The following is a 25,602-nucleotide window of genomic DNA, read 5'->3' on the forward strand; positions in this document are numbered from 1 at the left end:
TCCGCAATCGATGATTCTTCACTCCCGCTTCCAAAAGAGACGCACCTGATTTGCGTCCCGCTTCCGAAGGCCAAACCAAAGAAAGTTTGCGCCATGAAAAAACATCACCGACCCCAGGCCGTGCCCACAAACCACAGACCGCTCCTCTCCCAGAAGTCCTCTCCGTGCTCTCTGTGGCTCCGTGGTGCCATCCTGCTCCAGCCATCCCCGCCGGGACCAATCAGCGAACCACACAATCTCTCCTCCAACCACCCCAAGAATCCCTCGACCACCCACGCCAAAAAGCCGCCATTTTTTACCCTCCCGCCGACGCAACTATTTGATTGCACGCCTTTGCACGCCTTTGCACATCCATTCCAAAAATTCCGGCTCAGATCCACCCCGGCATCCTACCTCCCCCGGCCCCGCGCCCAGCACCCTCACCACGCCGCTTTTCCTTCGCCAACCCGCCCGCCTTGTGCCACACTATGCGCGCTTCTGCGCGAGTGGCGAAATGGCAGACGCGCCAGACTTAGGATCTGGTCCCGCAAGGGGTGGAGGTTCAAGTCCTCTCTCGCGCACCATCACTCTGACGTAAGTATGAATCGGCTGAACTCTTTTCGTCCCGCTGCGCTCGCGTTCGCGGCAGGCCTGCTTATCGTCAGTGTCGGCGGATGTGGCAAGAGCCAGGAGCGGACCGAGGACGGACTGAACTCTTCCGGCACCAACCGCGCGGGTTATGTTGTCCGAACCAGGCGCGTCGCGCCACGACCCGCCGCGACGGAACGTGATTCCGACCAAACGCCAATCACTCCCTCCGGACCTGCACAGCCGAACGTCCCCAACTCCGATATCGAAACGATCAAGGCCAGTGCGCAGGCGGGAGACATTGCCGCTCAGATCGCGCTGGGAAAGTATTATGCGACCGGTCAAGGCGGTCGAATCGACATGGCGGAAGCAATCAAGTGGTATCAGACCGCCGCCGAACAGGGCCAGCCTCGCGCCCAGTACGATCTCGGAATCATCTATGCGCAGGGCCGCGGGGTGCCGCGCAATGATCAGGAAGCCGCAAAGTGGTTTTATCAGGCGGCGCAACAGGGTGATCCGATGTCCCAATACAACCTCGGCCTGATGTATGCCAGTGGCCAGGGTGTCGCCGCCGACAATACCGAAGCTACAAAATGGTTCCAGAAGGCGGCCGAGCAAGGCGATGCCATGGCGCAACTCAAGCTTGCCATGACTTACGCGAAAGACTCCAACACAGCGATTTCTCAACAGGACCTGGCCGCCTTTTATCTCAAGGCCGCCGAACAGGGTTATGCCGAAGCCCAGGCGGCCCTTGGTTCCATGTACAAAAAGGGGAACGGCGTGGATCAGAACGCCGCCGAGGCGCTCAAATGGTACGCCGCTGCCGCGGAACAAGGCGACCCCAAGGCGCTTCATTGGATGGCGGTCAGTTATGTCAACGGAGACGGTGTCACCAAGGACCTCAACCAGGCTGCGCAGTATTATACGAAAGCCGCGGACGAGGGCTACCCGTTGTCTCAATACAACCTCGCCATGATGTACATGCTCGGACAGGGCGTCGAAGGCAGCGACCAGCAGGCGATACAATTGTTCCAAAAGGCCGCCGAGCAGAATTTCGCCGCCGCCCAGCGCCAGCTTGGTTCCTTTTACGAGTCCGGCCGCGGTACCAGTCCGGACCTTGTCGAGGCTTATCGCTGGTACTCCCAAGCTGCCGCGAACGGCGATCAGGAGGCGATCCGGGCCATGAATACGCTTTCCCAACGCCTGACTCCGGACCAGATCACTGAGGCCAAGAACCGGGCCGGACTCCCGGCGGCCCAGCCCGGAGCAAATCCGAATCCTTCAAACTGAACGCACACGCCACTCCTTCGGAGCTTCCGCCGGCTCGACAAATCATCGACGACTCAGGTTCGAGGGAACATTTCCTGTGAGAGGCGCACCAACCTTTGACCGGACACCCTTATCTTCAATCGGCCGCGCAGAATGCCCGCACGCGTCCGGTTCAAATAGCGGAACGCTTCCACTTCCTGGCGGAACTCTACCGGGCTTCGCGACAGCCCGAGCTGCTTGATGGCGCGGAAGTCCTCGCCGAAAAAGTTCCGACTGACCGGGTAAATCAATCCCGCCAATGGCAGAGCGTGGCGGTACAGGCATTGCCAGAACACGCGGGATTCGTAGCCCTCGGGAGGACATCCGAACTTACTGCAAAAGGCTTCGCGGAAACTTCGAGGCCACATGATGAGGGCCGCAAACTCAGTTTGGTGTGTCGCGGGCAAACCGCAATGCGGTTGTATTGAAAGACCGTCAACGCCGGTTTCAGCGGACTGATCCTGCATCCGGCCTGCAGAATTATGCAATGACCTGAATCGGCTATGGACGCAGTGCGCGCGCGGCGCCGGAAACAAAACACCATTGGCGCTGTATCAACGAGTCCACCGCGCCTTGTGTGTCCGTTGGCGCTTCTCCATCAGGTCGCCGCTGCGACCACCTCACAGGCCTGCATCCAGAGAATCGAGGCGATGGATGAATCGTAGGCCTCGAAATCAACGGATTCCAATGTGCGCTTGTCTGCTCCCAAGAGCACCGCGCGGAAAAGCGACCCGGCCATGCGCGTGGGCCGGGTGACTTCTTTCACGGCCTTGCCCTGTCCCCACAAGGCCGTGATCTTCTCCACTATTTGGTTCCTCATGCCGCGCTGACGATAGTCCTCGCGCAATATGCACGCTTCTCCGATTTTGTCCGGATGCTCGCAAATATTGCGCGGGGCTTTTTTGGCGGCGACGGCGTTTCGGCCGTCGATTCCGTAGCGGTGCGTCCTCCCGCCGGTGTCAGCACTCCACCTTTGCCCATGGCCAGCGCTTTGTGCATTTTGACCAGACAAGAAAAAAGACCACGCCCAGCGCCAGCGTGCTCAAGCCGTAAAGAATGAATTTCAGATCGGCGGTTGAAAAAACAAAGATCCAGCCAGTCAACGCCACGAATGCCGGCAAAGGATAGAACCACATGCGATACGGCCGATTCATCCGCGGCACTTGCTTGCGCAGCAGCGTCACTGCGAAAATCTGGCCGATGAACTGAACGAGAATTCGCGTGATCAACAATGCGTCGATGACCGACAGGAGCGGCAGAAAACTGCACACAATGGCGATGGTTCCAATGACGACGAGCGATATGTGCGGGAAGTTTTTGCCGGGATGCAACCGCCCGAAGATCTTGAAGAAGGCCCCGTCCTGCGCCGCGGCGTAGGGAATCCGGGAGTAGCCCAGCAACAGCGCGAAGCACGACGCAAACGCGGTCCAAAGAACCATCACGGTGAAGACCGAGGCGACCCTGGTTCCGTGGATTTTTTCCATGAACAGCGACACGACGAAGTCCGCTTTGGGATTGTGCTCCGCCGGCACAAATTCACGCCACGGCACCACGCCGATGATCGACAGGTTCATCGCAAAATAAATCAGCGCGACACCGACGATGCTGAGCAGGATGGAACGGGGAATGACCTTACCGGGCTCCCTGACTTCGTAGCCGATATAACAAACGTCATAGTAACCAAGATAATCGTAAACGCCAATGCGGGACGCCGCGCCGAGTCCAAAATAGAAACCGATCGAAAAATCGAAGGCGCCTTTCGGAAAGTCGAACGCGAGCCTGGAATCGAAATGTGTCGCTCCGGTGAAAATGACGGCGACGGTCGTGAGGATTGATCCGGCCCACAGTGCAACGGTGATTTTTCCGATCGAGGTGATCCGGCGATAGAGCAGCGCAATGCATGACAACCCCAGACCGACGACGACCATTGAGCCTTTCAACGAAAGCCCGCCTTCGGTTGTCATCCCCGGCGACAGATAGTTGAGATAATTCGCAAATCCGATGTAGCCCGAGGCAATTTCCAGCGGCCCGCTCAAAACGAATTGCCAGATGAACAGGAAGGCCATGAAGCGACCGAAGGTCTCGCGCCCAAACGCCTCGCGCAAATACCCGTAGCTGCCGCCGGAGCCGGGCATCGCCGCACCCAGCTCGCTCCAGACCAAACCATCGGCCATCGCAATGACAACGGCGACCACCCAGCCGAGCATTGCTTGCGGACCGCCGCCATTCAAGGCGGACATCAGCAAGGGAATCGTGATGAACGGCCCGATGCCGATCATGTTTGTCATGTTCAGCGCGGTGGCCTGCAAAAGTCCAAAACGCCGGAGCAAATGAGGCTGGCCGGTTGGTGGTGGGGACTGGCCGCTCATGGGTCGGGCCAGAGCCTAAGTGGATTTCGCTCGTGAAGGCAAACTCAAAGCCGCCACGGAGATCGCTTTTTGTTTTGCGGCGTGCTTTAATTCGGCAATACCAACATCACGCATGGCCAAAGACAAAGTCAGCGCCGGGTTGTTGATGTATCGTCTTCGCGACGGCGAACTTGAAGTGTTTCTCGCGCATCCGGGCGGGCCGTTCTTTGCGCACAAGGACGACGGCCACTGGACCATTCCAAAAGGCGAGACCGGACCGGGCGAAGAGTTGCTGGCAACAGCGATTCGCGAATTTTTTGAGGAAACCGGTCTCGAACCGCACAGTGACTTCATGCCACTCGGCTCGATCCGGCAAAAAGGCGGCAAGATTGTTCACGCCTGGGCATTCGCCGGCGACTGGGACGAATCACGTCCGCTGAAAAGCAACCTGTTTTCGATGGAATGGCCGCCACGGTCGGGAAAATGGGTGCAGGTTCCGGAAGTGGACCGCGTCGCGTTCTTCGCCATTGCCGAAGCGAAACGAAAGTTGAAGGAAGCGCAGCATCCGTTTCTCGAACGATTGCAAACCGTGTTGAAGGGCCGCCAGAATTCTTGACCGTTGGTGAATACGGATAGGACCCGTTCGGTTGGCCCGTAAATCCGCGCAATCCGCGGTTTCATTTCCGGTTGCGGATTGGCATCAGACCGAAGTGCAGCACCAGCCAGATCGGCACCGCGAAGAGCGCGATAACCGCCAATCTTTCCCAGGTCCACAACAGGTAATGCGCCTGCATCGGATAGATCGTAATCATGAAATAATTGCTGAAACGCGTGTAGCCAAGGAACGAGCCGTATTTCGGATACTTGCGCCGGACGCCGCTGACGAGCGCGACCGCGCCGAGGCCGATCACCAGGAACGTCACGGCAAGATTGATGGGGAGCATCGCGCCGAGTTCGAGCTGCGGCGCGCCCGCGGGCCGCGTCCGGAAGTAGGGATAGAGCCATTGCGCGCCGGCCCAGAGAAAACTGAATCCCGTCTGGATTGCCGTGCGATAGCTCGCCTTCGTCGAAGTCATTTCGTTCAACAAAAGCGCGAAATAAAGCGGGACGATGCCCCAGATCATTTCGATGTGCTGGAACGGCGTCTCGATCAGTTCGACGAACGTGGCCCAATAGTTATGACTCACGCACTTGCTTTTAACAATTTGACCCCGTTGGGCAAAAGGGATTTATTTGAGACAGGTTCAAGGTTTCATCAAATGGGTCACATGGAAGCACCACCGTTATTGCCATGCGAATCGCGGTCGAAGATTCGATTGCTTCGCATCGATTTGATTATTGTCGCCTTTGCTGGAGGGTGCGTCTTGTGGGACCGAGCTATCTACGCCGCAGGTTACAGAATCAATGAGGAAGTTCAGCACTTTGGCGCAGGCCCACTGGTGGGTGCCATGGTTCTGGCAATCGTTCTTCTCTGCCGGTTGGTGCTTCTGCGCCGGGACGGGTTGGCGCTGGCTGCGATACGGTTGGCAATTCTACTCGTCGTCGGTGGGTATGCGGTATCTCGCGTTGGCCACGATCCGTTCATGAACGGGTTTCGCGACAGAATCCGCGCAAGCATTGATCCAAATGAATTGCAAGCCTGGGCGATGGCGAGCATTCCAGACAAGACCCCGAAAGAGGGTGAGGTCATTCATTTTCCCGCAGGAAAAGAAATCCACCTTATTCGTGACGCTGTGGACCCTGACGGAAACCACTTTTCTTTGCCACTGGAAAGTCTGCCAGAAAGCGTTAGGCGGCTAAGGCTGCAGCGCACACCTGGAATTCTCGTGTGGGTCAGCGGAAACCCTTCGCAAAAACACATCGAGCTGATGTTTGGGCGACGATGGGGTTTGTATGTCGGATCATCTGCTTTTCGCGCGGCGTCTGGAAATGAGTGGATTCCGGGCGTTTACTTTTACTCGGTGCCGAACTAGCAAATTGGAAGATCGAATGCCCGGCGGGAGAAGAAAAACCATTGAGCAATGCTCAGACCAGGAGATACGCGCGCTCTTGATTGCTGGCACTTTGATCTGCCTGATCATCTTGACTGCATCGTTCCTTGCCACTCATCAACCGGAGTGGTTCCTTTGGATTGGCCGCTGCTTTGCGCTGGCTTGGATGGCGCAGGCATGGTATCGCGGTTCGCGAGAGCTGAGAAAGAGACGCCCTCCAAGGTGACATCTAAACAGTTCGGCGGGGCGAAGCGACGTGGAAGCGGTTTAGGAAGCCGGTGTGAAATGAAGAAACTTCATTGCATTATGCTTATCGTTTTTCTTGTCGCTGTGCTACTGGCCGGCTGCGCCACTAGTCGTCACTTCAGCGGACCTGACTTACCGCCTCGATTCCACCCCTCTTCGGAATTCCTTGAATCAGCAGAGACAGGAGACGCAGAAGCTCAATGCAAACTGGGATGGTTGTATCTGGCCGACCACGACTACACCGAGGCAGCCAAATGGCTTCTCAAGTCGGGCAATGTCAATTCCACAGGCGCGGCTGGACGATTGCTCGTTGAGGGGCGGGGCGTTCCCCAGGATGTGCCGCGAGGCATCCAACACCTGCGACTCGGAGCGGAATTTCCCGATGTCGGCGGAAACGAGGAATGCGCGCTTGATCTGGCGCTGATATACGAAAAAGGAAAACTCGTCCCCCGCGACGTTGGTGAGGCCTACTATTTTCTCGCGATCTGTGTCGCGAAATGCTCCGAGGTGGATGGGACCTTGGAGAAACGGTCGCAACTGATCGCACACCAAAGAACTGTCGGAACGCGATTGACTGCGGACCAGAGGAAGATCCAGGACGCTCGACTTCGCAAATGGCTGAATGATCTGAAAGCCGGATCATGCAGGTCGCTGGGAGAGCTGGACTCGGAAACGCCGAACGTTTCAGTTTATCTGGATGACGAGGACGAAGTGAGCTTCACGGCCTCTCGCCCGACAACACTTCTCGGAAGCCAGGACGTCGCGTTGACGCACCTCGGAAAAAAGTTGAAGGAACTCGAAGTGCCGGAAAATGCAACCATCCGCGTTTACGCGAGTGTTGACTTGACTCCGACACTACGGGCCAAGCTTCACAAAGCATTGGTGAACGAGCGATTCAGGTTTTCCAACCATGAATTTTTCTATCGTGCGGAATAGTTAACCATGCAGAGCAGCGCTCTGGAAGAAGACCAATTTGAGATGAAACGACTTCGTGTCATAATGTTTTCTGTCTCGTTGGGGTTTGTCGCTGCGCTGCTGGCTGGATGCGCTACGCGCGGCTCTCTCGAAGAGTATAATCGTGACCGAGAGGCAGTATTTTACTGGGGCAGGGCGACCTATCTCGCAAACAATGGAGTAGGCCCGGGTGGAACGCCGGAATTATGGTGCAAGGACGCAAACGACAAGTCGCTCAAACCGGAAAGACGACGCATGGCTGCCGCCCTCCTCTTCGGCGGCTGGGTTCAACCGGGATTTACCACCGAAAAAATGCGCGCGGCAATACCCGATCCTCACTGGCTGGATGAATGCAGGCTTGAGGCAGCCGAAGGAGCCGGCGGTAACTGGCCTTTTTCCTATGATTTGGGTTCCCACTTCAGCTTGCGCCTATTTCCTGACAAAAATGAACCTCACGGTTGGACGATTTACTTCACTCTGCCACCACGCGCAAGAGGTGGGCCAAGGCCGGTGCACGAGGCGGCTGCGTTTATCCGAGGGACTCACACGGACAAGAATCTCCGAATCAAAGAATTCACTATCTTTTATCCATTTCCCGGCGGCTGTCCGGATTGTGAAGTGGGAGGCACCATTGAGGAGGCGCATGGTCCCAAGGGAATCGGCATAAGAATTATCCCTGTTGGTTGGATTGGTGGTGAATAGCTAATCGCAGCAGCGTTTTTGTCCGCCAACTCGTGGACGGGGAAGAAAAACAACCAACGTGCGGGCGAAGAAACTCGATGGTAGCTTATTTGCATATGATTTCCACAAGGTGGCGAGTGATGAAAACGGCAGCAACCTGCGCCTCAATAGCCTTATGGGTGTTGTCGGTGCTCACAACCGGATGCGGCACCCTCAGCCAGCACGACCTCACCCGGCCGAAACCGACAGCTCTTGGTTTGGAGCTGGAAACTGTGAATGAATTGCGACCAAAACTCGCGCGACTGCGTCCGGGCGTGAGTGAACAAGTGGTGTTCGAACAGTTGCATCTGAACCGATTCCCCTTTCCGTTCGAATTCGGATGCTTGCACCAATGGAATTACGTTTACGACCTCGGGAGCAGCCACACTCTGGAGGTTTCTTTTGTTCGTGGCGCTCAAGGGGATTGGATTTTAGACGAGGCAAAACTTTCGACTCCTCGTTCACAAGATGCAATTTGGATTAAGTAAAGCCCTCAACAGGAATGGCAGTGAGCGGAGCACCATTGGACGACGGGAAGAATCAGCGCACTGCGTTCATCTCGCATACAATGGCCGTTGGAAAGAGTGTTAGCCCGGACATTTCGCGGGCTGTAGCCGCAAACTTTAGTTCGCGCCGTGCCGGTCGAACGTTTCCCGGCTCGCAAACTAAAGTTTGCGGCTACGCCACGGTGCTGGAAAATCAAGGTCTTTGATTCGCAACCTGAAGGTTGCGGCTACGCTACGGTGCGGGAAACGAGGTTTTTGATTCGCAACTCAAAAGTTGCGCCTACGGTTTGGGAGGTCTGAGCCGCCAGATGCCCGCGAGGATGCTGCCGACGACGGAGTGGAACACGCTGGAGATCGCGCACGGCACCGGCGCGGCAGGCAGCGCTGGGAAATTCTTTTGCGCCAGCGCCACGGCCAGACCGGAGTTCTGCATCCCGACTTCGATGGAAATCGTCCGGCAAACTATTTTGTCGTAGCCGAGAACTTTCGCGAACAGGTAACCGAGCAAGAATCCGCACGAATGCAGGAGGAACACCGCCAGAAACAGAATGCCGCCGTATTTTTTGATGTTGTCCGCGTTCTGGCCGATGATGCTCGCGCAGATCAGCGCGATGGTCACGACGGAGACCGGCGGTGCGACGGGCAGGACCGCTTTGACCACACGCGGGAAAAGATGATGAAGCGCCAGTCCGAACAGCACCGGCAGCAGGACGATTTGCGCCGTGTCGCGGAACAGTTGCCACGCGCTCACCGGAACATAGGCGCCGGCCAACAGTTTGGTCAGCAGTGGAGTGAGCAGTACCGCGCCGAACGTGGAGCACATCGTCATGAGCACTGACAGCGCCACGTCCGAGCGAGCGATGTAGTTGACGACGTTCGACGCCGTGCCGCACGGACAACAGGCGACGAGGATCAAACCCACCGCGAACGGGGTCTCCAATTTCAGCAAGTGCGCGATGGACCAGCCGAGGAACGGCATGATGAGGTAATGCGCGATGAAACCGGCCGCGACCGCGCGCGGCATTTTCAGCACCCGTTTGAAATCATCGACGCTCAACGTGATGCCCATGCCCAGCATGATGACGGCGAGTCCCCAGACGATGGCGTTCCCGCGGAACCAGGTGAACCACGGCGGATGGATCAACGCGCCAATCCCACCAAGAAATACCCAGAGCGGGAAAAGATTGGTGAACAGATTGAGCAGGCGGGTCATGCTTTAATAACGTGGACTTTAAGCCACCGCTCCCACATACACGAATCTTTGTTTGAGAGCGCGCCATCAATCTGGATTGTTTCACATCCTCCTGAAACCCCTGCCACGTAGCCGGAGCCTTCAGACTGCGAGCACAAGAATTTTTCGCTCGGAGCCTGCGCAAACTAAAATTTGCGGCCACAACGTGTGAAGTAATCCGGGCCGCGCGCGCTCCGGAATGGAAAGGTTCTATTTCACCCAACCGTAATAACGGCCCATCCAGTACGGCAGGAGAAAATACGCTCCATCGTCTTCGCCATAGCCGCCCGCGCCACCGTCGGGAATGTAAGGATTGCTGTTCCACTTCTCGACAGGGCGCTCGTCGGGCGCGAGCACCACGGTTAGTTGCGGATGTTCATGCCGGTCCTTGTCGGCCCTGAGCTGGACGTCGATGCGGTGCGAGTTGCCCACGCTCCACTCAATCATGTCCATCGGTATGCGCTCCAGTGTTCGCTGTGATTCTGCGCGAATTGCGCGTGCCATCTTTCCGCCGCCGCCTGCCACCGAGATGTAATTCCAAAGTGGATTGAAGTCGGAGCGAATCTGACTCCAGGTAAAGCGCAGACTGTCCAAGTAGATACCGCGCAGTTTTGAATTCTTCTCGTATTTCAACAGCGGCTCGTAGGAGAGGTAAGCGAGTTCGTCGTCGGAGAAATTGATTTCGCCGCCGCCGGGCCAGCGACGGTAAATCGGGACATGGCGGGCGTAACCGCGACGAACACGATCCGCATACGCGTCGGCGTATTTGCTGTTGCTGGTGATATGCTGCGTTGTTTTGAGAAAGGAAAGCAGTTCGAGCGATCTGAGCGGCGCTTCGTATTTGCCCTCCTCGGTTTGAAAAAATCGTTCGGAGAATTCCCCCCAACGCGTCGGTTTCCCGTCCACGTCCACCAGATCGTAGTCATGCGCGATCAGATAATCCGTCATGCGCGTTACGACGCGCCGGATTTGTTCCTTCTCCGTTTCGTTCGCGACCAGGTCGAAATACGCGGCATAGGCAAAGTAGTGTCCGACACTTTCATCGGAACTGGTATCGCCCTTCCAAAGCCAATTTCCATCTGGCGTCGGATGCCACTCGCCGCCGCCCGGGCGCGGTTCATCCACCGAAAGGAACGAACGCGCGTAGAAGCCGGGAATACCCGTGATTTCCTCCAGCCTCATCAACGCCCGCAAAGCACGTTGCGCGCGGCCGCGTGCTTCAGGATCGTGCGTGGCGGCGTAGCGGTACGCTTCTGCCCCGAGATAAATCGCCGTCCAAAGACCATCATTATCGGTATCCTGCTTTTGATTCGTCGAAACGTCGCCGCTGGTTCTCAAGCGGGAGCTGGCCACAAGCCCGTGTCGGACGTGGCGCGTTTCGATGCGTTCCTCAAAATACTTCGCCTTGTCCTCCAGCGTCGTCGGCCGCCACTCGATGAGCGACACGCCGTTGCCGGTTCGAATCCAGACTTTGCGGCTGTCGCTCCTTTCATCCACCCAGATGTTGCTGACGGTGTCATCGCCCAGCCAGCGCCGTCCATGGAAGTATTGCCAGCGGTCCCAGCGGAAACCGGCGCGCGAATCAAAGCGCGCCGCGCCCTGATTGCCGCCGAGCCATACCGCGCCGGATTTCTCGCGCGCGAAGACTTTCAGACCTTCAACCGGTCCGCGTTCGGGGTTCTCCCACAACGCGCCGGGGTTTTCGGCACGAATTTCGGCGGGCACTTCGAGCGCATTGAGTGTGTAGTGACTGGCAAATTTTTGCGTTTGGGCAAAACACTGGCCGGCGGCAAGCGTTAGACCAGCGGTGAACAAAATCGTTCTTTGAACGCGCATCATAGGGAATGGGCTGTCCCTTTTCTTCTTCTGAAATGCGTTTTTACCTGACTTGCGGCCGCCCGGCCAGTGGGAAATTCTTCGTGAGTAGCGTGAGCTCACTCAACCTGACTGGCCGACGATTTGAGTCCCGCTTCAAGAAGCTCAGCGATGCGCCCGGCATCGAACACACAACCGCCCCACGTGCCGCCGCCGGCCTGCTGCAACGCGGCCCAGAGTTTCGTGTCCGCGGGCAGCGCGGGATCGGGCGCCAGATCCGGATGCGGATCGCGCCGCGCGAGAATTTGCGCGCCTTCCTCAGGAGTGAACCGACGTTCATCTTCGCCGATCAAATCCACGGTGCCTTCGAGTTTGTTCCGATCGATCAGAATACGAATCCAGTCGCCATCACGCACCTTCCCGATCGGCCCGCCCGCGAGCGCCTCGGGACCGATGTGGCCGACGCACGCGCCGGTGGAGACACCGGAAAAACGCGCGTCCGTCACCAGCGCGACATGCCTGCCGAAGGGCAGATGTTTGAGCGCTGAAGTCAGCTGGTAGGTCTCCTCCATGCCGGTGCCAAGCGGTCCGCAGCCAATGAGCACCACCACGTCGCCTGCCCTGATCTTTTTTTTCTTAAGCGCGGCCATCGCCTCCTTCTCGTGCATAAAGACGCGGGCGGGGCCTTCCTTGCGATACACGCCATCAGCGTCAACCACGCTCTGATCGATCGCCGCGCTCTTGATGACCGAGCCTTCGGGCGCGAGGTTGCCGCGCGGAAATGTGACCGTGCTCGCAAGGCCGCGCACGCGGGCCCTGTCCGGCGGCAGGATGACATCGTCCGGGTCAACGCCGTCCTGTTCGCGCAGAATTTCACGAAACCGCGCGCGGCGTTCGGACTGTTCCCACCAGTCCAGCACATCACCCAGTTTTTTCCCGCTGACCGTGAGCACACCGGTATCGAGCGCGCCCATCCGCCGCAAATGCAACATGACTTCCGGCACACCGCCGGCGAGAAAAACTCTCACGGTGGGATGTTGCGTCGGGCCGTTGGGTAGCACGTCAACCAGACGCGGCACACGCACGTTCACGTTGTGCCAGTCCTCGACGGTTGGCCGCGGAAGTCCGGCCGCGTGTGCGATGGCGGGGATGTGCAACAGCAGGTTCGTTGAGCCGCCGAACGCGGCGTGCACAATCATCGCGTTGCGAATGCTGGCGGATGAAAGCAAGTCACGCATGTGGACGCCACTCGCTTCAAGCTGGCACACCGCACGCGCCGAACGCACGGCCATGTCCGTCCATACCGGCTGGCCCGAGGGCGCGAGCGCCGAGTGCGGCAGCGACATCCCCAAAGCTTCCCCCACCACTTGCGAGGTCGCGGCCGTGCCGAGAAATTGACAGCCACCTCCCGGTGAGGCGCAGGCGCGGCAGCCGAGGTCCGCCGCCTCCTGCAACGAAATCAGCCCATGCGCGAACCGCGCGCCGATCGTTTGAACTTTTCCAGCATCCTCGCCATTGGCTGGTGGCAGCGTCACACCTCCCGGCACCAGCACGCAAGGCAGGTCACTCATTCCCGCCAGGGCCATCATCATCGCGGGCAAACCCTTGTCGCAGGTCGCCACGCCGATGACGCCCGAACGCGTCGGCAGCGAGCGGATGAGCCGTCGAAAAATTTGCGCGGCGTCGTTGCGATACGGGAGGCTGTCGAACATTCCGGTCGTGCCTTGCGTGCGGCCATCGCAGGGATCGGAGCAAAACGCGGCGAAGGGAATGGTTCCGAGCGAGCGCAATTCGTTTGCTGCGGCTTCGACGAGCAGGCCGATCTCCCAATGGCCGGTGTGATAGCCGAGCGCAATGGGCTTGCCATCGGGCGCGCGGAGTCCGCCCTGGGTGCTGAGGATGAGAAATTGCTTTCGGCCAAGCTCACGGGGATCCCAACCCATGCCGGCGTTCTGAGTCAGGCCGAAGACATCCCCGCTGGGTCGATTGAGCAGCATTTCCTCAGTCAACGGCAGACTGCCCGCGGGGCCGGCGGCTTTGGTCTGAATCCGATAAACGTCCGGCGAAGCCGCGCCCAGAATCTCGCTGTCGTTCATGGCGAGATTGAATCATCGCCGTGCGGTCCCACCAAGGAAGAACTGAAACGCCGGACACACGACGCCGACTTTACCGTGCGGCCCTTCCCTGCCATGATGCAACCGGACGAACGATGCGAGAACCAGAACACCGGGCGGTTGGAATGCGGGAGCTTGTTCATCTAAACTGCTAACCCGGGAGGCGCCATGCCGTTTCCACTCGCTCATCCCGCTGCGATTCTGCCGTTCCGTCGATGGTCCGGTAGGTGGCTCGATTTCAGCGCTCTGGTGATCGGGGCCGTCACACCGGACTTGAGCTATTGTTTCTTGACGGATGCCGGGCGGTATGGCGTCGGAGGTTTTGCCCACTCTCTGGGTGGGTGCCTTGGATTTTCGCTGCCGGTCGGCTGGATGTTGACCCTGCTTTTCTACTCGGTGGGCGGACCGCTGGTCGAGCGTCTGCCGGCGCCGCATCGGGAGGTCCTGGTGCCGCGTTGCCGGCAGTTTCCACGTTCGTGGCATACCATTCCGTTGTCGGTGCTGATCGGCGCAATTACTCACGTGTTCTGGGACGCGTTCACGCACGAGACGGGATGGTTCGTCGAGCGATCTGACCTCCTGCAGCAGATTCTGTTCACCGTGAACAACCGGCCTTTCAGAGTGTACTGGTTGCTTTGGCACCTCAGCACCTGGACAGGGATCGGACTGGTGTCGTGGTTCTACGCTCGTGCCGTCAAAAGGCGGACCGGCTCCGGGAGACTGTTTTTGGTCGGCGAGACGGGGCTTTACTTCAAATGGTTCGGCGTTTTGCTGCTTCCAACATTGGTCGTGTTACCCTTCACGCTGCATTCACTGGGGACCGAGTCATGGACGTCGCCTGCGTTCGGCCGCGCCCTCCGCGCGGCTCTGGCGATGTACGTGATTGTTCTGATTGCAGTGCTTGCCTGCGCAGGAGCCTGGTTGAAGGTGCGAGAGAGAGAAGGCGGTTGATTCGAAGCGCAGGTTGCGCATTTGGTCTCGACGCCAGACTTCTGACCTTCGACAAATACGGCGTGCGTATTTGCGTCATCTTCAATCCCGCTGCGAGAGGCGAGAAGGCGAAACGCTTTCGCCGCCACCTGGACGACTTTGGGGCGGAATGCGCCCTCAAGCCGACTACCGCCCCCGGCGCGGCCCGGACCCTCGCCGCCGAAGCGGTGCGCGAGGGTTTCGACATCATCGTGGCTGCCGGCGGGGACGGCACGGTGAACGAAGTGCTGAACGGGATCGGCGACGAGCCGGATGGATTTTCCCGAACACGCCTGGCCGTCCTCCCGTTGGGGACTATCAATGTGTTTGCGCGCGAGCTGGGTCTGCCGCTCGACGTCAATCGCGCCTGGGCGGCAATCCGACGCGGCCGCGTCACGGCCATTGATTTACCGCAGGTGGAGTTCACGGCGGGCGGCGAACCGCATCGGCGCTTTTTCGCCCAGTTGGCCGGAGCGGGACTCGATGCGCACGCGGTCGAGCTGGTGAACTGGAACCTTAAAAAGAAAATCGGCTTCTTCGCTTACGTTGTCGCGGCGTTGAAAGCCCTTCGCGGGCCGCAATCTGCAATTACCGCCGAAGGTGTCCTGAACCCCGTGACCGGTGAGCAGGTACTGGTCGGAAACGGACGTCTTTACGGCGGCTCGTTTGCGGTGTTTCCGGAAGCAAGACTGACGGACGGATTGCTCGACGTGTGTATTTTTCCGCGCGTTACCTGGTGGACCTTGATTGCGTGCGGATGGGGACTCGTTGTCGGTCGTCTGCACAGGTCGGGAGGCGCGCGGCATTTTCAAGCCGAATCGTTTTCCCTGAGTGCGCCAACCCGGACACCCTTTGAGCTCGATGGCGAAATGGCCGGCGAACTCCCGGCACGATTTTCAGTGCAACACCGCATGCTGCGGGTGGTCGTACCCTGAGTTCAACTGAGTGTTGGAAACGAACCGCAAGGCTCGCCGCCGGAACAGCCCCTCGTCTTCCCCGAAGATGAGTGCCGATGGTCAGTTGCTGTTACCATGTGGTAATCGCTTTATCACGACGCGGTCCGGTGTGACTGCCGCGATCGTATGAGCATCACGGTTGCGAAGAGGACCTTTGATGAATCCGGGTTCGCTCTTATTCCGAGTTGCGGTGAGATCACCAGCGCCGCACAATCCGTCCGGCGCGCAGAATAAATTCACTTTAATGTTTGCCGACTGCCACCATAATGGCACAAAAGCCGCTCAAATTTTGACCACCAAACCCGGAACTGAGTTGACAGACCGAACGAGTATCCCACCTCAAACCCGCCAGACACTCCTTATGCGCACTCCATCATTCGCCTTCGGGAAGTGGACGAATTTCCGCGTGTCCACTCTGTCAATTCGCTTCGTGATACTGGTCTTGTTCGCCGTTCTGTCAGCGCCATTTCCAGCAACCGCGCAGATCAGCGTCTGGACGCAACATAACGACAACGCGCGCACCGGCCAGAACACCAACGAAACCACGCTGACGCTCGCGAACGTCAACACGAGCACTTTCGGAAAACTGTTCACCTATCCGGTGGATGGATACGTCTATGCCCAGCCGCTCTACGTCCCGAGCGTGACTGTCAGCAACAAGGGCACGCATAACGTCCTCTTCGTCGCGACCGAGCATGACAGCGTTTACGCGTTCGACGCGGACAGCGCCAATGGTACGAATGCCGCGCCTCTCTGGCAGGTCAGCTTCATCAATCCCGCCTCTGGAATAACCACCGTTCCAAGCGGCGACGTGGGATCGGGCGACGTTGTTCCGGAAATCGGCATTACAAGCACGCCCGTCATTGACACGAACAGTCACACCCTTTATGTCGAGGTTAAAACGAAGGAGAGCGGTGTGTATCGTCACCGGCTTCATGCGCTGGACATCGGGAGCGGGGCGGAGAAGTTCGGCGGGCCGAAGTTGATCCAGGCCCGCGTGAACGGCACGGGCGATGGCAACGACGGCGCGGGTCACGTCCCGTTCAACGACCTCCGGCAGATGAACCGTCCGGGATTGCTTCTCCTCAACGGCGTGGTTTACATCGCATACGCCTCGCACGGCGACAACGGGCCGTATCACGGCTGGCTGCTCGGGTACGACGCGCAAACGCTCCAGCAAGTCGGAGTGTATAATACCGTCCCCAATGGTGGACTGGCAGGCATTTGGCAGGGGGGCACCGGACCGGCGGCGGATGCGCTGGGGAACATTTTTTTCGAAACGGGCAACGGGACGTTTTTCACGAACTATCCCAGCCAGACCACCAACAGTCTTGGTGACAGCTTTATTCGAGTGGCCACGACCAATTCTTCGCCGACCAACCTCCTGGTCATGGCCGATTATTTCACACCGTTCAACCAGGCAAGTTTGAATTCGGCCGACACTGACCTCGGCTCCGGCGGGACGGTCATCCTGCCCGACTCCGTCGGCAGCGCGGCGCATCCACACTTGCTGATCGGAGCGGGCAAGGAAGGACGAATCTATCTGCTCGATCGCGATAACATGGGCCATTTCAATTCCGCCAATGACAATCAGATCGTGCAATGGACTTCTCCTGGCACCATCAATGGATCAATGGGCGCCCCGGCTTATTTTAATCGCACCATCTACTATTTTGGGGGTTATGGCGGACCGCTCAAAGCATTCAGCATGACCAACGGACAACTCGGCAACGGCACGACCAGTGTGACGCCCACTGCTCAAGGCACCAACAGTTGGGGGTTTACGGGTTCCTCGCCCAGCATTTCGGCCAACGGCACGGCCAACGCCATCGTCTGGGCTTTGCAGAACGACGCCTACGCCAGCAGCGGTCCGGGCGTTCTGCACGCCTACAATGCGACCAACATCGCGAGAGAAATCTATAACAGCTCCCAGGCGGGAGTGCGCGACCGTCTCGGGGGCGCGGTGAAATTCACCGTGCCGACCGTGGCGAATGGCAAGGTCTATGTCGGCTCGGAATCCAGTGTTTCGGCATTTGGCCTCGCCGGTGGATGGACAGCGGCGCCGACGATTTCACCGAACGGCGGTGTGTTTACCAACTCGGCCACTGTTACAATCTCCACGACGACGCCTGGCGCCACGATTTATTACACGCTCGATGGCTCGACTCCGACGAGTGCCTCGACGCTCTACACCAATGCCATCACGATCACCAATTCGGGCGCGGTAAAGGCCTTTGCCACGAAGGCCGGTCTGGTGGATAGCGCCGTGGTGACGGCCACGTTTCTGAACAGCCTCGTCGTTGGAAAAGGGACGGGACTGACCGGACATTACTGGACCAACACGACAACACCGTCAACCAATGGGACGCCAACCCTGACGCGCATTGATCCGACGGTGAACACCAATTGGGGCAACGGATCGCCGGATCCAAGCATCACCGCGGATCACTTTACCGTTCTCTGGACCGGCCAGGTGCAGCCCCAGTTCAACGAGACCTACACCTTCTATACGACCACCGATGACGGTGTTCGTTTGTGGGTGAACAACCAGCTCATCATCAATCAATGGATTGATCAGGGGCCGACCGAGTGGACCGGCACCGTCAATTTGGTCGCCGGCCAACGCTACGACATCAGGATGGCCTACTACGAAAACGGGGGTGGCGCCGTGGCACAACTATCCTGGAGCAGTCCGTCCACAGCCAAAGCCATCATCCCGACAAGCCAGCTCTATCCTACCGCCGATGTTCCTCCGACGGTCACAATGACCGGTCCGGCTAATGGAACTGTCTTTACCGCCGACTCGGCCGCTGTTCTGGTAAGCGCCAATGCCAGCGATTCGGACGGGAGCGTGTCAAAAGTTGATTTCTACGCCGGCACGAAACTGATCGGCACGTTGACCAACGGTCCTTACGCGTTCACGTGGACCAAGGTTGTTCCGGGTGCTTACGCTCTGACAGCCGTTGCCACCGATAACGGCGGAATTGTCGCCACTTCCGCGCCGGTGAACATTACAGTCAACGCCGCCTACAGCGTTGGATACGGCCTGACCAACCGGCCCGTGGGCACAGCCTTCCTGAACATGCCGAAGTCCGCCGCGGGCGCGTTCCCCTTGCTGTTGTCGCAAACCGGGGCGTTCGCGGACGTGCCGACGCTTGCGCACGCGAACGGGCTGATCTCCTACACGGTCAACACTCCGTTATGGTCGGACGGCGCGTATAAGACACGGTGGTTGTCAGTGCCGAACGACGGCGCGCCATTCACGCAAGGCGAACAAATCGGATTCGCGACCAATGGTGAATGGACGTTCCCGGCGGGCACGGTTTTTGTGAAGCACTTTGAACTGGCCACCAACGATCTCGACCAGACCATGAAGCGGCGACTCGAAACGCGCCTGCTCGTGCGCGACACCAATGGCGCTGTTTACGGCGTCACTTACAAATGGCGGCCGGACTACAGCGACGCCGACCTGCTCACCACCAGCCTGAGTGAGGACATCGTCATCCAAACCGCCAGCGGCACACGTACACAGACCTGGTATTATCCTAGCCCGCAAGACTGTCTCACCTGCCACACCCCGGCGGCCAACTACGTGTTGGGCGTGAAGACGCGTCAGTTGAATGGAAACCTCCTGTATCCGGATTCGGGCCGCACCGACAACCAGCTTCGAACGCTCAATCAGCTCGGCCTCTTCTACCCGCCGATCACGAACGAGTTTGATATCACGAACTATCCACACCTCGTCGCGGTGACGAATACCGGCGCGACACTGGTTGATCGCGCCCGCTCCTATATCGATGCCAACTGCGCCCAGTGCCATCGGCCCGGCGGCACTCAGACCACGTTCGATGCGCGCTACGACACACCTTTGACAAACCAGAACATCATCAACGGCATTCTGGTGAAAGGCGACCTCGGCTACGACAATGCGCGCGTCGTCGTGCCCAAAGACGTTTTGCGCTCCGTGCTTTACGATCGCATGAACACCGTCGATCCGCTGGTCAAAATGCCGCAACTGGCAAGGAATGTCATCGATACCAACGCGGTGATTGCCATGGCGGACTGGATCAACAGTTTGCCGGGCGTGCCCGCGCTTGACCCGCCGACGATCAATCCGCCCGGTGGCGCGGGCGTCGGGTCCCTGACCGTCACGATTCAACACAGCGATGCAACAGCCAGATTGTATTTTACAGTGGATGGCTCGCTGCCCACGACCAACTCGACGCTTTACACCGGACCCGTCACGGTGACGAACAGTGTGACCTTGAAAGCCGTGGCGTTCGACACCGGGTTCAATAACAGCGTCGCGGCGACGGGGACGTTTACGATCCGGCCACCGATACAGCTCGTTTCCGCGTCGTTCAACGGCAATGGGCAGTTTCAGGTGGATTTGCAGGGTCAGGCTGGCAAAACATACATCTTCCAGGCGTCCACCAACCTGATCGACTGGGTGCCGATCAGCACGAATATCGCTCCGGCCAATCTGTTCCAATTCGTTGATCCGTCATCCACGAACTATCCGTACCAGTTCTACCGCGCACTTGAGGAGCCGTAGGCCGGCCGCGCCCGATGGACGGCTGGCGCGGCGCTGCCAGGTGGGTTCGCCGCGAGTTCAAGCGGGTTGTCTTGGCTGCGCGGCACATTTACGCTCCCGGTGATGCATCTCCGCCCCCGCGCCGTTTCCGCGTTAGTCGCCGGCTGCGTCTTTGCGTCGGGAGCCGCGGGACTCGCTTACGAAATAGTTTTCGCGCGGTATCTCGGGCTTTTTCTCGGTCACGACGGCTACGCGGTGGTGGCCGTGCTGGTCGCGTTCATGGGCGGGTTGGCCATCGGCAACTCCTGGTTCGGCGGCAAAGTGGATCAACGTCCGGACAAGGCCCTCCGATTTTACGCGTGGCTGGAAATCGGAATTGGTCTCTATGCGCTCGGCTTTCCCGCGGTTCATTTCACATCGAAACAACTGTTTCTCCGGCTTGCTGGCGCGTGGCAACCCGGTGGCCTCATGTTGATTGTCCTCAAATTCATCTTCGCGACGCTGACGATTCTACCCCCGGCCATTCTTATGGGGGGAACACTGCCCGCCGTCGTGCGTTTCGCCACACGCTCGCTGTCAGAACTGCGCGGGAGGGTCGCTTCACTTTATTTTACCAACAGTCTCGGCGCGGTCTTTGGCTGTCTGGCGTCCGACTTCTGGTGGATTCCCGATTTCGGCTTGCCGGCAACCCTCCGGGCCGGCGCCGTGGTGAATTTGCTGGTCGGCATTCTCGCGTTGTCTTTGAGCCGTGCAGTCTCGACCAGGAAAGAACGTGCCTCCGGGCCGTCTGCCGCGGCGGCGGAAGAATCCGTGTCGCCCGCTCAAACAAGACTGGTGATGACCGGCATCGCCATCTCCGGTTTCGCGGCGATGCTTTACGAAGTGGCGTGGACCCGGTTATTGGCGCTGACGCTTGGCTCGACCACGCATGCGTTTTCACTGATGCTGGCCGCATTCATCGCCGGCATTGCGGCGGGCGCGTGGGCCATCGCGCGATGGCGTGTGCTGCGACGAAGTCTCGCAGCGTTCGCGCAAGTGGAAATCGTTCTGGGGGTGGTCGTGTTCATTTCGCTTCCGTTGTATTCGCACCTCCCTTACGCGTTCGCAAAGTCCGCCGCCTGGCTTGCCTCTGATTCGGGGGCTTACCCGCTTTACGCCAGTTTGCAAGGCGTCCTCTGCTTCGCGGTCATGTTCATGCCCGCGCTGCTGCTCGGTGCGACACTGCCGTTGGCGAGCCGCGCGGCGGCCACGGACACCGCCGGCGCAGGTAAAACCGTTGGGCGGGTCTTTGCCCTGAATACGCTCGGCGCGGTCGTCGGAACCATCTCCACAGGTTTATGGCTGATGCCGACGCTCGGGCTTGCCAGCACGTTTGGAGTCGGCATTGCGGCCAATCTGGCGGCTGGCGCGATCATCTGCCGCGGCACGATGCCTTCGATCAAGAGCTGGCTCATCCCCGCGGCGGCGGTGTTTTTGTTTGGCGTTCCCTGGATTTGTGGCAGGGCCTTTGACTCCGAATGGCAGCGCGTGTTCACGCTCGGATTGTGGCGACAACCCCGCTCGATCGCTTCGCTGGCGGAGTTCAAAAGTGTCGTCCGGGAAAACAATTTGAAATTCTATCGCGACGGTGTGGTCGCGACGGTCAGCGTCAACGCGTGGACCGAAGGCGGAACGGAACAGCTGAACCTGCGCGTCAATGGAAAGCCGGACGCGAGCACCGCCGGCGACATGCCCACGCAACTTTTGCTCGGTCACTTGCCGATGCTGCTGCGCCCGCAATCGGAGCACGTGCTGGTCGTTGGCCTCGGCAGCGGCGTCACTTGCGGCGCGGTGGCGCGCCATGCTTCGGTTAAACAAGTGGACGCGGTGGAAATTTCGCCCGACGTAGTTGCAGCAGCGCGACTGTTTTCGGCCTACAACCATCAGGTGCTGGAAGACCCGCGGTTGCGACTGACCGTTGACGACGCGCGCTCGTTTCTGCAAACGACGGACCAAACATACGACGCGATCATCAGCGAGCCGTCCAATCCGTGGATCGCCGGCGTCGCCGGACTCTTCACACGCGAGTTTTTTGAGAGCTGCCGCGCCCGGCTCCGCTCCGATGGTCTGATGGCTCAATGGATCCACCTGTACGACAACAACCAGGCGGCACTCGAAGTGGTGATGCGGACGTTTTCATCCGTCTTTCCAAACGTGGCGGTGTGGCAAAGCGAGGAACTCGATCTGATTCTCGTCGGCTCAGCCCGGCCCTGGAAAGCGGATCTGACCTCGTTGCTCGCTCGATTCGACGAAGCGGACGTCCGTGCCGACCTTGCCCGCGCGCGCATCAACCGGCCCGCTGTTCTGCTCAGCCGGGAGATTATTTCGCAATCGTACGGCCGGTTTCTCGCCGCGCCGGCCGGTCCGGTACAAACGGATTTGAAGCCTGTTCTGGAGTATCTGGCGCAACGGGCTTTCTTTGCTCATGAGAACGCGGCGCAATGGCTGCAACTGGACGAAAACCTTTCAACGCATGCGGACACGCTTCTCGCCGAATATTTGCGGAGCCACCCGCTGACCGTGGAAGACTATCGCGCGTTCGCGGAATTCTATTTCGCCTATCACCTGCCCGCGCCTGAACTTTTGCGCAGCCTCTGTCTTCGCTGGCAGGAAGACCCGGCCGCGCAGGGCGCACTGATCGAACTGCTGCCGCGTTTGCCGCCGCTGGGCACGACACCGGAACTCGAAGCGCTGAGGTTTACGGCGTTGCGCGAAAACCTGCTCGCACGCGCGGACAAAGACCCCGGGCTGCTGCGCCATTACGCGAAACTTCTGCTTCAAGTTTATCGCTCGCAGCGCTCCGTTTTTTATTTTCCCCGGGCCACGGAACTGCAAACCGTCCTGGAACGACTGCTCACTGCGGACCCGGCCAACCTGCCATCCTACCAACTCCAACTCGCGGAACTCGCCTGGGATCGTGGCGACACGGAGGGCTGCATTCGCCTGAGCCGCAAGGCGCTGAGTGCCGACAATCGTTCATCGTCGGAAAACGACGCGGCTTTCGCGCGCTTCGCTGAGGCGCTTCTGTTGACGGGGCGGCGCGACGAAGCGCTGGAATCGTGCCGCCGCGGGCGCGACGCGGGCCATGGTGGTCCGCGCCTGGAAATGGTTGCGCGCAGGGTCGCGGCGTCTGAAGCGAGCCCCCGCCGTTGAACGCCGTCCGGGAGCCTCAAGTTTTGGATGCGCCCGCCCTTTTGCTTTGACAGCTTCCAGTTTTGACGGTGCAATTCAGTCGAATTCATTTTGAAAACAGGAGAAATATTATGACAATGAAATCCGTTGCGCTCGTTCCTTTCGTTGCCCTGGCCGCCGTGTTTGCGACGCCGCCCGCGTTCGCAGAGAAAATTCCCGATGAGTACAAGACCGGCGGGTTCGCCCTCGGCTGCCAGGCTTACACGTTCAATCGCTTCAGCGTTTTCGAGGCGATTGAAAAAACCGCGCAGGCCGGCGGCAAAGTCATCGAGTTTTTCCCGGGCCAGAAGCTCAGCGCGGAGGAGCCGAATGTGAAGTGGGACCATAATGCCGCGGACGACGTCGTCGAAAAAGTGAAGGCTCAACTCGCCAAATACCACCTCAAAGCCGTGAACTATGGCGTTGTGGGCATACCGAAGGACGAAGCCCAGGCGCGCAAGATTTTCGAGTTCGCCAAAAAGCTTGGCCTGTATGGCATCACCACGGAATCCGTGGATGCCATTGATACCATCGAGAAGCTGGTGAAGGAATATGACATCCGGGTCGGGTTCCACGATCATCCGAAGCGCGCGAATGATCCAAGCTATAAAATGTGGGACCCGAATTACGTCCTGTCGGTCGTGAAAAACCGCGACCGCCGGATCGGCTCGTGCGCGGACACCGGGCATTGGGTGCGCTCGGGACTCAAGCCGGTGGATTGTCTGCGGATCCTCAAGGGCCGGATCATCAGCAGCCATCTCAAGGACCTGAACGAATTCGGCAAACTGGAAGCGCACGATCTGCCCTACGGCACGGGCGTTTCGGACGTGCCCGCAATCCTGGAGGAGCTGAAGCGCCAGAAATTCGAGGGCAACATCTCTATCGAATACGAATACGCCTGGGACCATTCGGTGCCGGAAGTGGCGCAGTGCATCGGCTTCGTGCGCGGTTACGAGGCGGCGAAAAAGTAGCGTCATATTATTTTCGGAATGCAGGACCCTGTCGGCGCTGTGAAGCTTTTTGGGGAGGGTCATCATTCTTTTGCGATTGGGGGTCGCGAGGAGTGTCGCCTGCCGGCATGAAAGTTTTTCCTTCCGAGACAAGACCAACAAAATCGGGCAATTTAGGTTTTCGCAGGAGATGTTGTTGCTTGGTCGTTGCCTGTTCTTCTGAGAAGCGTCGTTGACTCAGGGAAGAAAAGCAGTAGAGTGGTCACGCAACAGGAAGTTTAGGAGATCACCATGCGAAGCAGGAACGACTGTCGCACCAGTCCAAGTGGCTTTACGCTCGTGGAGCTGCTCGTGGTCATCGCGGTCATTTCCATCCTCGCGGCACTGCTGCTGCCCGCGCTCGCTAAGGCCAAGGCTTCGGCCAAGTCCGCCGCCTCCAAAAGCAATCTTCGACAGTTGGGTCTGGCCTTGAACATGTATGTCGATGACTACAACAGATACCCTGGCCGCCGACGTTACTCACGAGGTCTGATAGGTACTTTGGAAACGGAGCCCGTCGACAAAGCTCTTCTCCAGATCGCCCCGTTTTTGTTGATGCCTGGCGAGCGTTTCGGCGACATCGAACTTATTTCGCGTCGCCGATTGGTATGGCACTGCCCGACTGTGGCACCCACGAACCTACCGAATTTGTTCACAAACGAACTAAATATGCGCTACGTGCCAAGCTATGGCTATAACGCAAGAGGAGCTGCAGCTATGAGTGATGAGGTGGATTTGGGTCTGAGTCCACGGGTCGTCGAATTGCTACCCTCAGACGTTGCACCGTCACCTGTGGTTATGCGGGAAATACGAGCTTCCGACGTATTGGTGCCTGTTGGGATGATTGCGTTCGGTGACGACTCGTCCCCATCGCTCCTCTACGATGAGATCTCGACAGTTGCACCCCTTTTAGGAGACCGGCACCGCCACGGCGCCAACGTCGTTTTTTGTGACGGCCACGTGAAATACGCCAAGCAGAGAAAGTGGGTGGAAGCCACAGACACGATGCGCCGCCGCTGGAACAACGACGATCAACCACACCCGGAAACGTGGTGAACGTGTGTTCACCCTCCGCAACTCTGGTTTTCGTCAGTCCAAGAGAAAGGCAGATAAATGAAAAGGAGTATTGCTTTAGAAAAGGAAA

General features: G+C 58.7%; 18 protein-coding genes and 1 tRNA gene. 13 read left to right on the forward strand and 6 right to left on the reverse strand.

The window, feature by feature from the left end; translation table 11 throughout:
- Positions 1–479: 479 nt before the first annotated feature.
- Positions 480–563, forward strand: a tRNA-Leu gene (locus VN887_10630).
- Between the two features lie 16 nt (positions 564–579).
- On the forward strand, positions 580–1,857 hold the full coding sequence (locus VN887_10635; GenBank protein HXT40464.1) for an SEL1-like repeat protein: 1,278 nt from the start codon (positions 580–582) through the stop codon (positions 1,855–1,857).
- A gap of 616 nt (positions 1,858–2,473) precedes the next feature.
- Here VN887_10635 and VN887_10640 read toward each other — a convergent pair.
- Positions 2,474–2,695 (reverse strand): hypothetical protein, encoded by a 222-nt coding sequence (locus VN887_10640; GenBank protein HXT40465.1) that lies wholly within the window; start codon positions 2,693–2,695, stop codon positions 2,474–2,476.
- Between the two features lie 139 nt (positions 2,696–2,834).
- Positions 2,835–4,244 (reverse strand): APC family permease, encoded by a 1,410-nt coding sequence (locus tag VN887_10645; GenBank protein ID HXT40466.1) that lies wholly within the window; start codon positions 4,242–4,244, stop codon positions 2,835–2,837.
- A gap of 112 nt (positions 4,245–4,356) precedes the next feature.
- Here VN887_10645 and VN887_10650 point away from each other — a divergent pair, with 112 nt between their 5' ends.
- Positions 4,357–4,839, forward strand: coding sequence for an NUDIX domain-containing protein (locus VN887_10650; GenBank protein HXT40467.1), 483 nt, complete (start codon positions 4,357–4,359; stop codon positions 4,837–4,839).
- 61 nt (positions 4,840–4,900) lie between these two features.
- Here the strand turns inward: VN887_10650 and VN887_10655 are convergent, their stop codons facing one another.
- Positions 4,901–5,410, reverse strand: coding sequence for a hypothetical protein (locus tag VN887_10655; GenBank protein HXT40468.1), 510 nt, complete (start codon positions 5,408–5,410; stop codon positions 4,901–4,903).
- 81 nt (positions 5,411–5,491) lie between these two features.
- Between VN887_10655 and VN887_10660 the strand changes: the two genes are divergently transcribed.
- The 4 genes from VN887_10660 to VN887_10675 all read left to right on the forward strand — a co-directional run bounded on the left by VN887_10660 (position 5,492) and on the right by VN887_10675 (position 8,622).
- On the forward strand, positions 5,492–6,196 hold the full coding sequence (locus tag VN887_10660) for a hypothetical protein (protein HXT40469.1): 705 nt from the start codon (positions 5,492–5,494) through the stop codon (positions 6,194–6,196).
- 324 nt (positions 6,197–6,520) lie between these two features.
- On the forward strand, positions 6,521–7,396 hold the full coding sequence (locus tag VN887_10665; GenBank protein ID HXT40470.1) for a tetratricopeptide repeat protein: 876 nt from the start codon (positions 6,521–6,523) through the stop codon (positions 7,394–7,396).
- Positions 7,397–7,402: 6 nt separating this feature from the next.
- A complete protein-coding gene (locus tag VN887_10670; protein ID HXT40471.1) occupies positions 7,403–8,116 on the forward strand; it encodes a hypothetical protein in 714 nt (237 codons plus the stop codon).
- 119 nt (positions 8,117–8,235) lie between these two features.
- A complete protein-coding gene (locus tag VN887_10675; GenBank protein ID HXT40472.1) occupies positions 8,236–8,622 on the forward strand; it encodes a hypothetical protein in 387 nt (128 codons plus the stop codon).
- Positions 8,623–8,920: 298 nt separating this feature from the next.
- Here VN887_10675 and VN887_10680 read toward each other — a convergent pair whose 3' ends face one another.
- The 3 genes from VN887_10680 to VN887_10690 form a co-directional block, all read right to left on the reverse strand.
- Positions 8,921–9,853: a bile acid:sodium symporter family protein gene (locus VN887_10680; GenBank protein ID HXT40473.1), complete on the reverse strand. Its 933-nt coding sequence runs from the start codon at positions 9,851–9,853 to the stop codon at positions 8,921–8,923.
- 228 nt (positions 9,854–10,081) lie between these two features.
- Positions 10,082–11,686, reverse strand: a complete 1,605-nt coding sequence (locus VN887_10685) for a hypothetical protein (GenBank protein ID HXT40474.1) — start codon at positions 11,684–11,686, stop codon at positions 10,082–10,084.
- 119 nt (positions 11,687–11,805) lie between these two features.
- Positions 11,806–13,782 (reverse strand): YjhG/YagF family D-xylonate dehydratase, encoded by a 1,977-nt coding sequence (locus VN887_10690; GenBank protein ID HXT40475.1) that lies wholly within the window; start codon positions 13,780–13,782, stop codon positions 11,806–11,808.
- 186 nt (positions 13,783–13,968) lie between these two features.
- Here VN887_10690 and VN887_10695 point away from each other — a divergent pair, with 186 nt between their 5' ends.
- The 6 genes from VN887_10695 (at position 13,969) to VN887_10720 (ending at position 25,514) form a co-directional block, all read left to right on the forward strand.
- Complete coding sequence (locus tag VN887_10695) at positions 13,969–14,751, forward strand: DUF4184 family protein (protein HXT40476.1); 783 nt, start codon at positions 13,969–13,971, stop codon at positions 14,749–14,751.
- Positions 14,748–15,704: a diacylglycerol kinase family protein gene (locus VN887_10700; protein HXT40477.1), complete on the forward strand. Its 957-nt coding sequence runs from the start codon at positions 14,748–14,750 to the stop codon at positions 15,702–15,704. Before VN887_10695 ends, VN887_10700 begins: the two co-directional genes overlap by 4 nt.
- 382 nt (positions 15,705–16,086) lie before the next feature.
- Positions 16,087–20,280 carry a chitobiase/beta-hexosaminidase C-terminal domain-containing protein gene (locus tag VN887_10705; GenBank protein HXT40478.1) on the forward strand — a complete coding sequence of 1,398 codons (4,194 nt, stop codon included), beginning with the start codon at positions 16,087–16,089 and terminating at the stop codon, positions 20,278–20,280.
- A gap of 102 nt (positions 20,281–20,382) precedes the next feature.
- Positions 20,383–23,451, forward strand: coding sequence for a fused MFS/spermidine synthase (locus tag VN887_10710; GenBank protein ID HXT40479.1), 3,069 nt, complete (start codon positions 20,383–20,385; stop codon positions 23,449–23,451).
- A 110-nt stretch (positions 23,452–23,561) separates the two neighbouring features.
- Complete coding sequence (locus tag VN887_10715; protein ID HXT40480.1) at positions 23,562–24,440, forward strand: sugar phosphate isomerase/epimerase; 879 nt, start codon at positions 23,562–23,564, stop codon at positions 24,438–24,440.
- Positions 24,441–24,710: 270 nt separating this feature from the next.
- Positions 24,711–25,514, forward strand: a complete 804-nt coding sequence (locus VN887_10720; protein ID HXT40481.1) for a prepilin-type N-terminal cleavage/methylation domain-containing protein — start codon at positions 24,711–24,713, stop codon at positions 25,512–25,514.
- The last annotated feature ends 88 nt before the right edge of the window (positions 25,515–25,602 follow it).

The sequence above is a fragment of the Candidatus Angelobacter sp. genome (assembly GCA_035607015.1).
In the GTDB taxonomy this organism is placed as follows: Bacteria; Verrucomicrobiota; Verrucomicrobiia; order Limisphaerales; family AV2; genus AV2.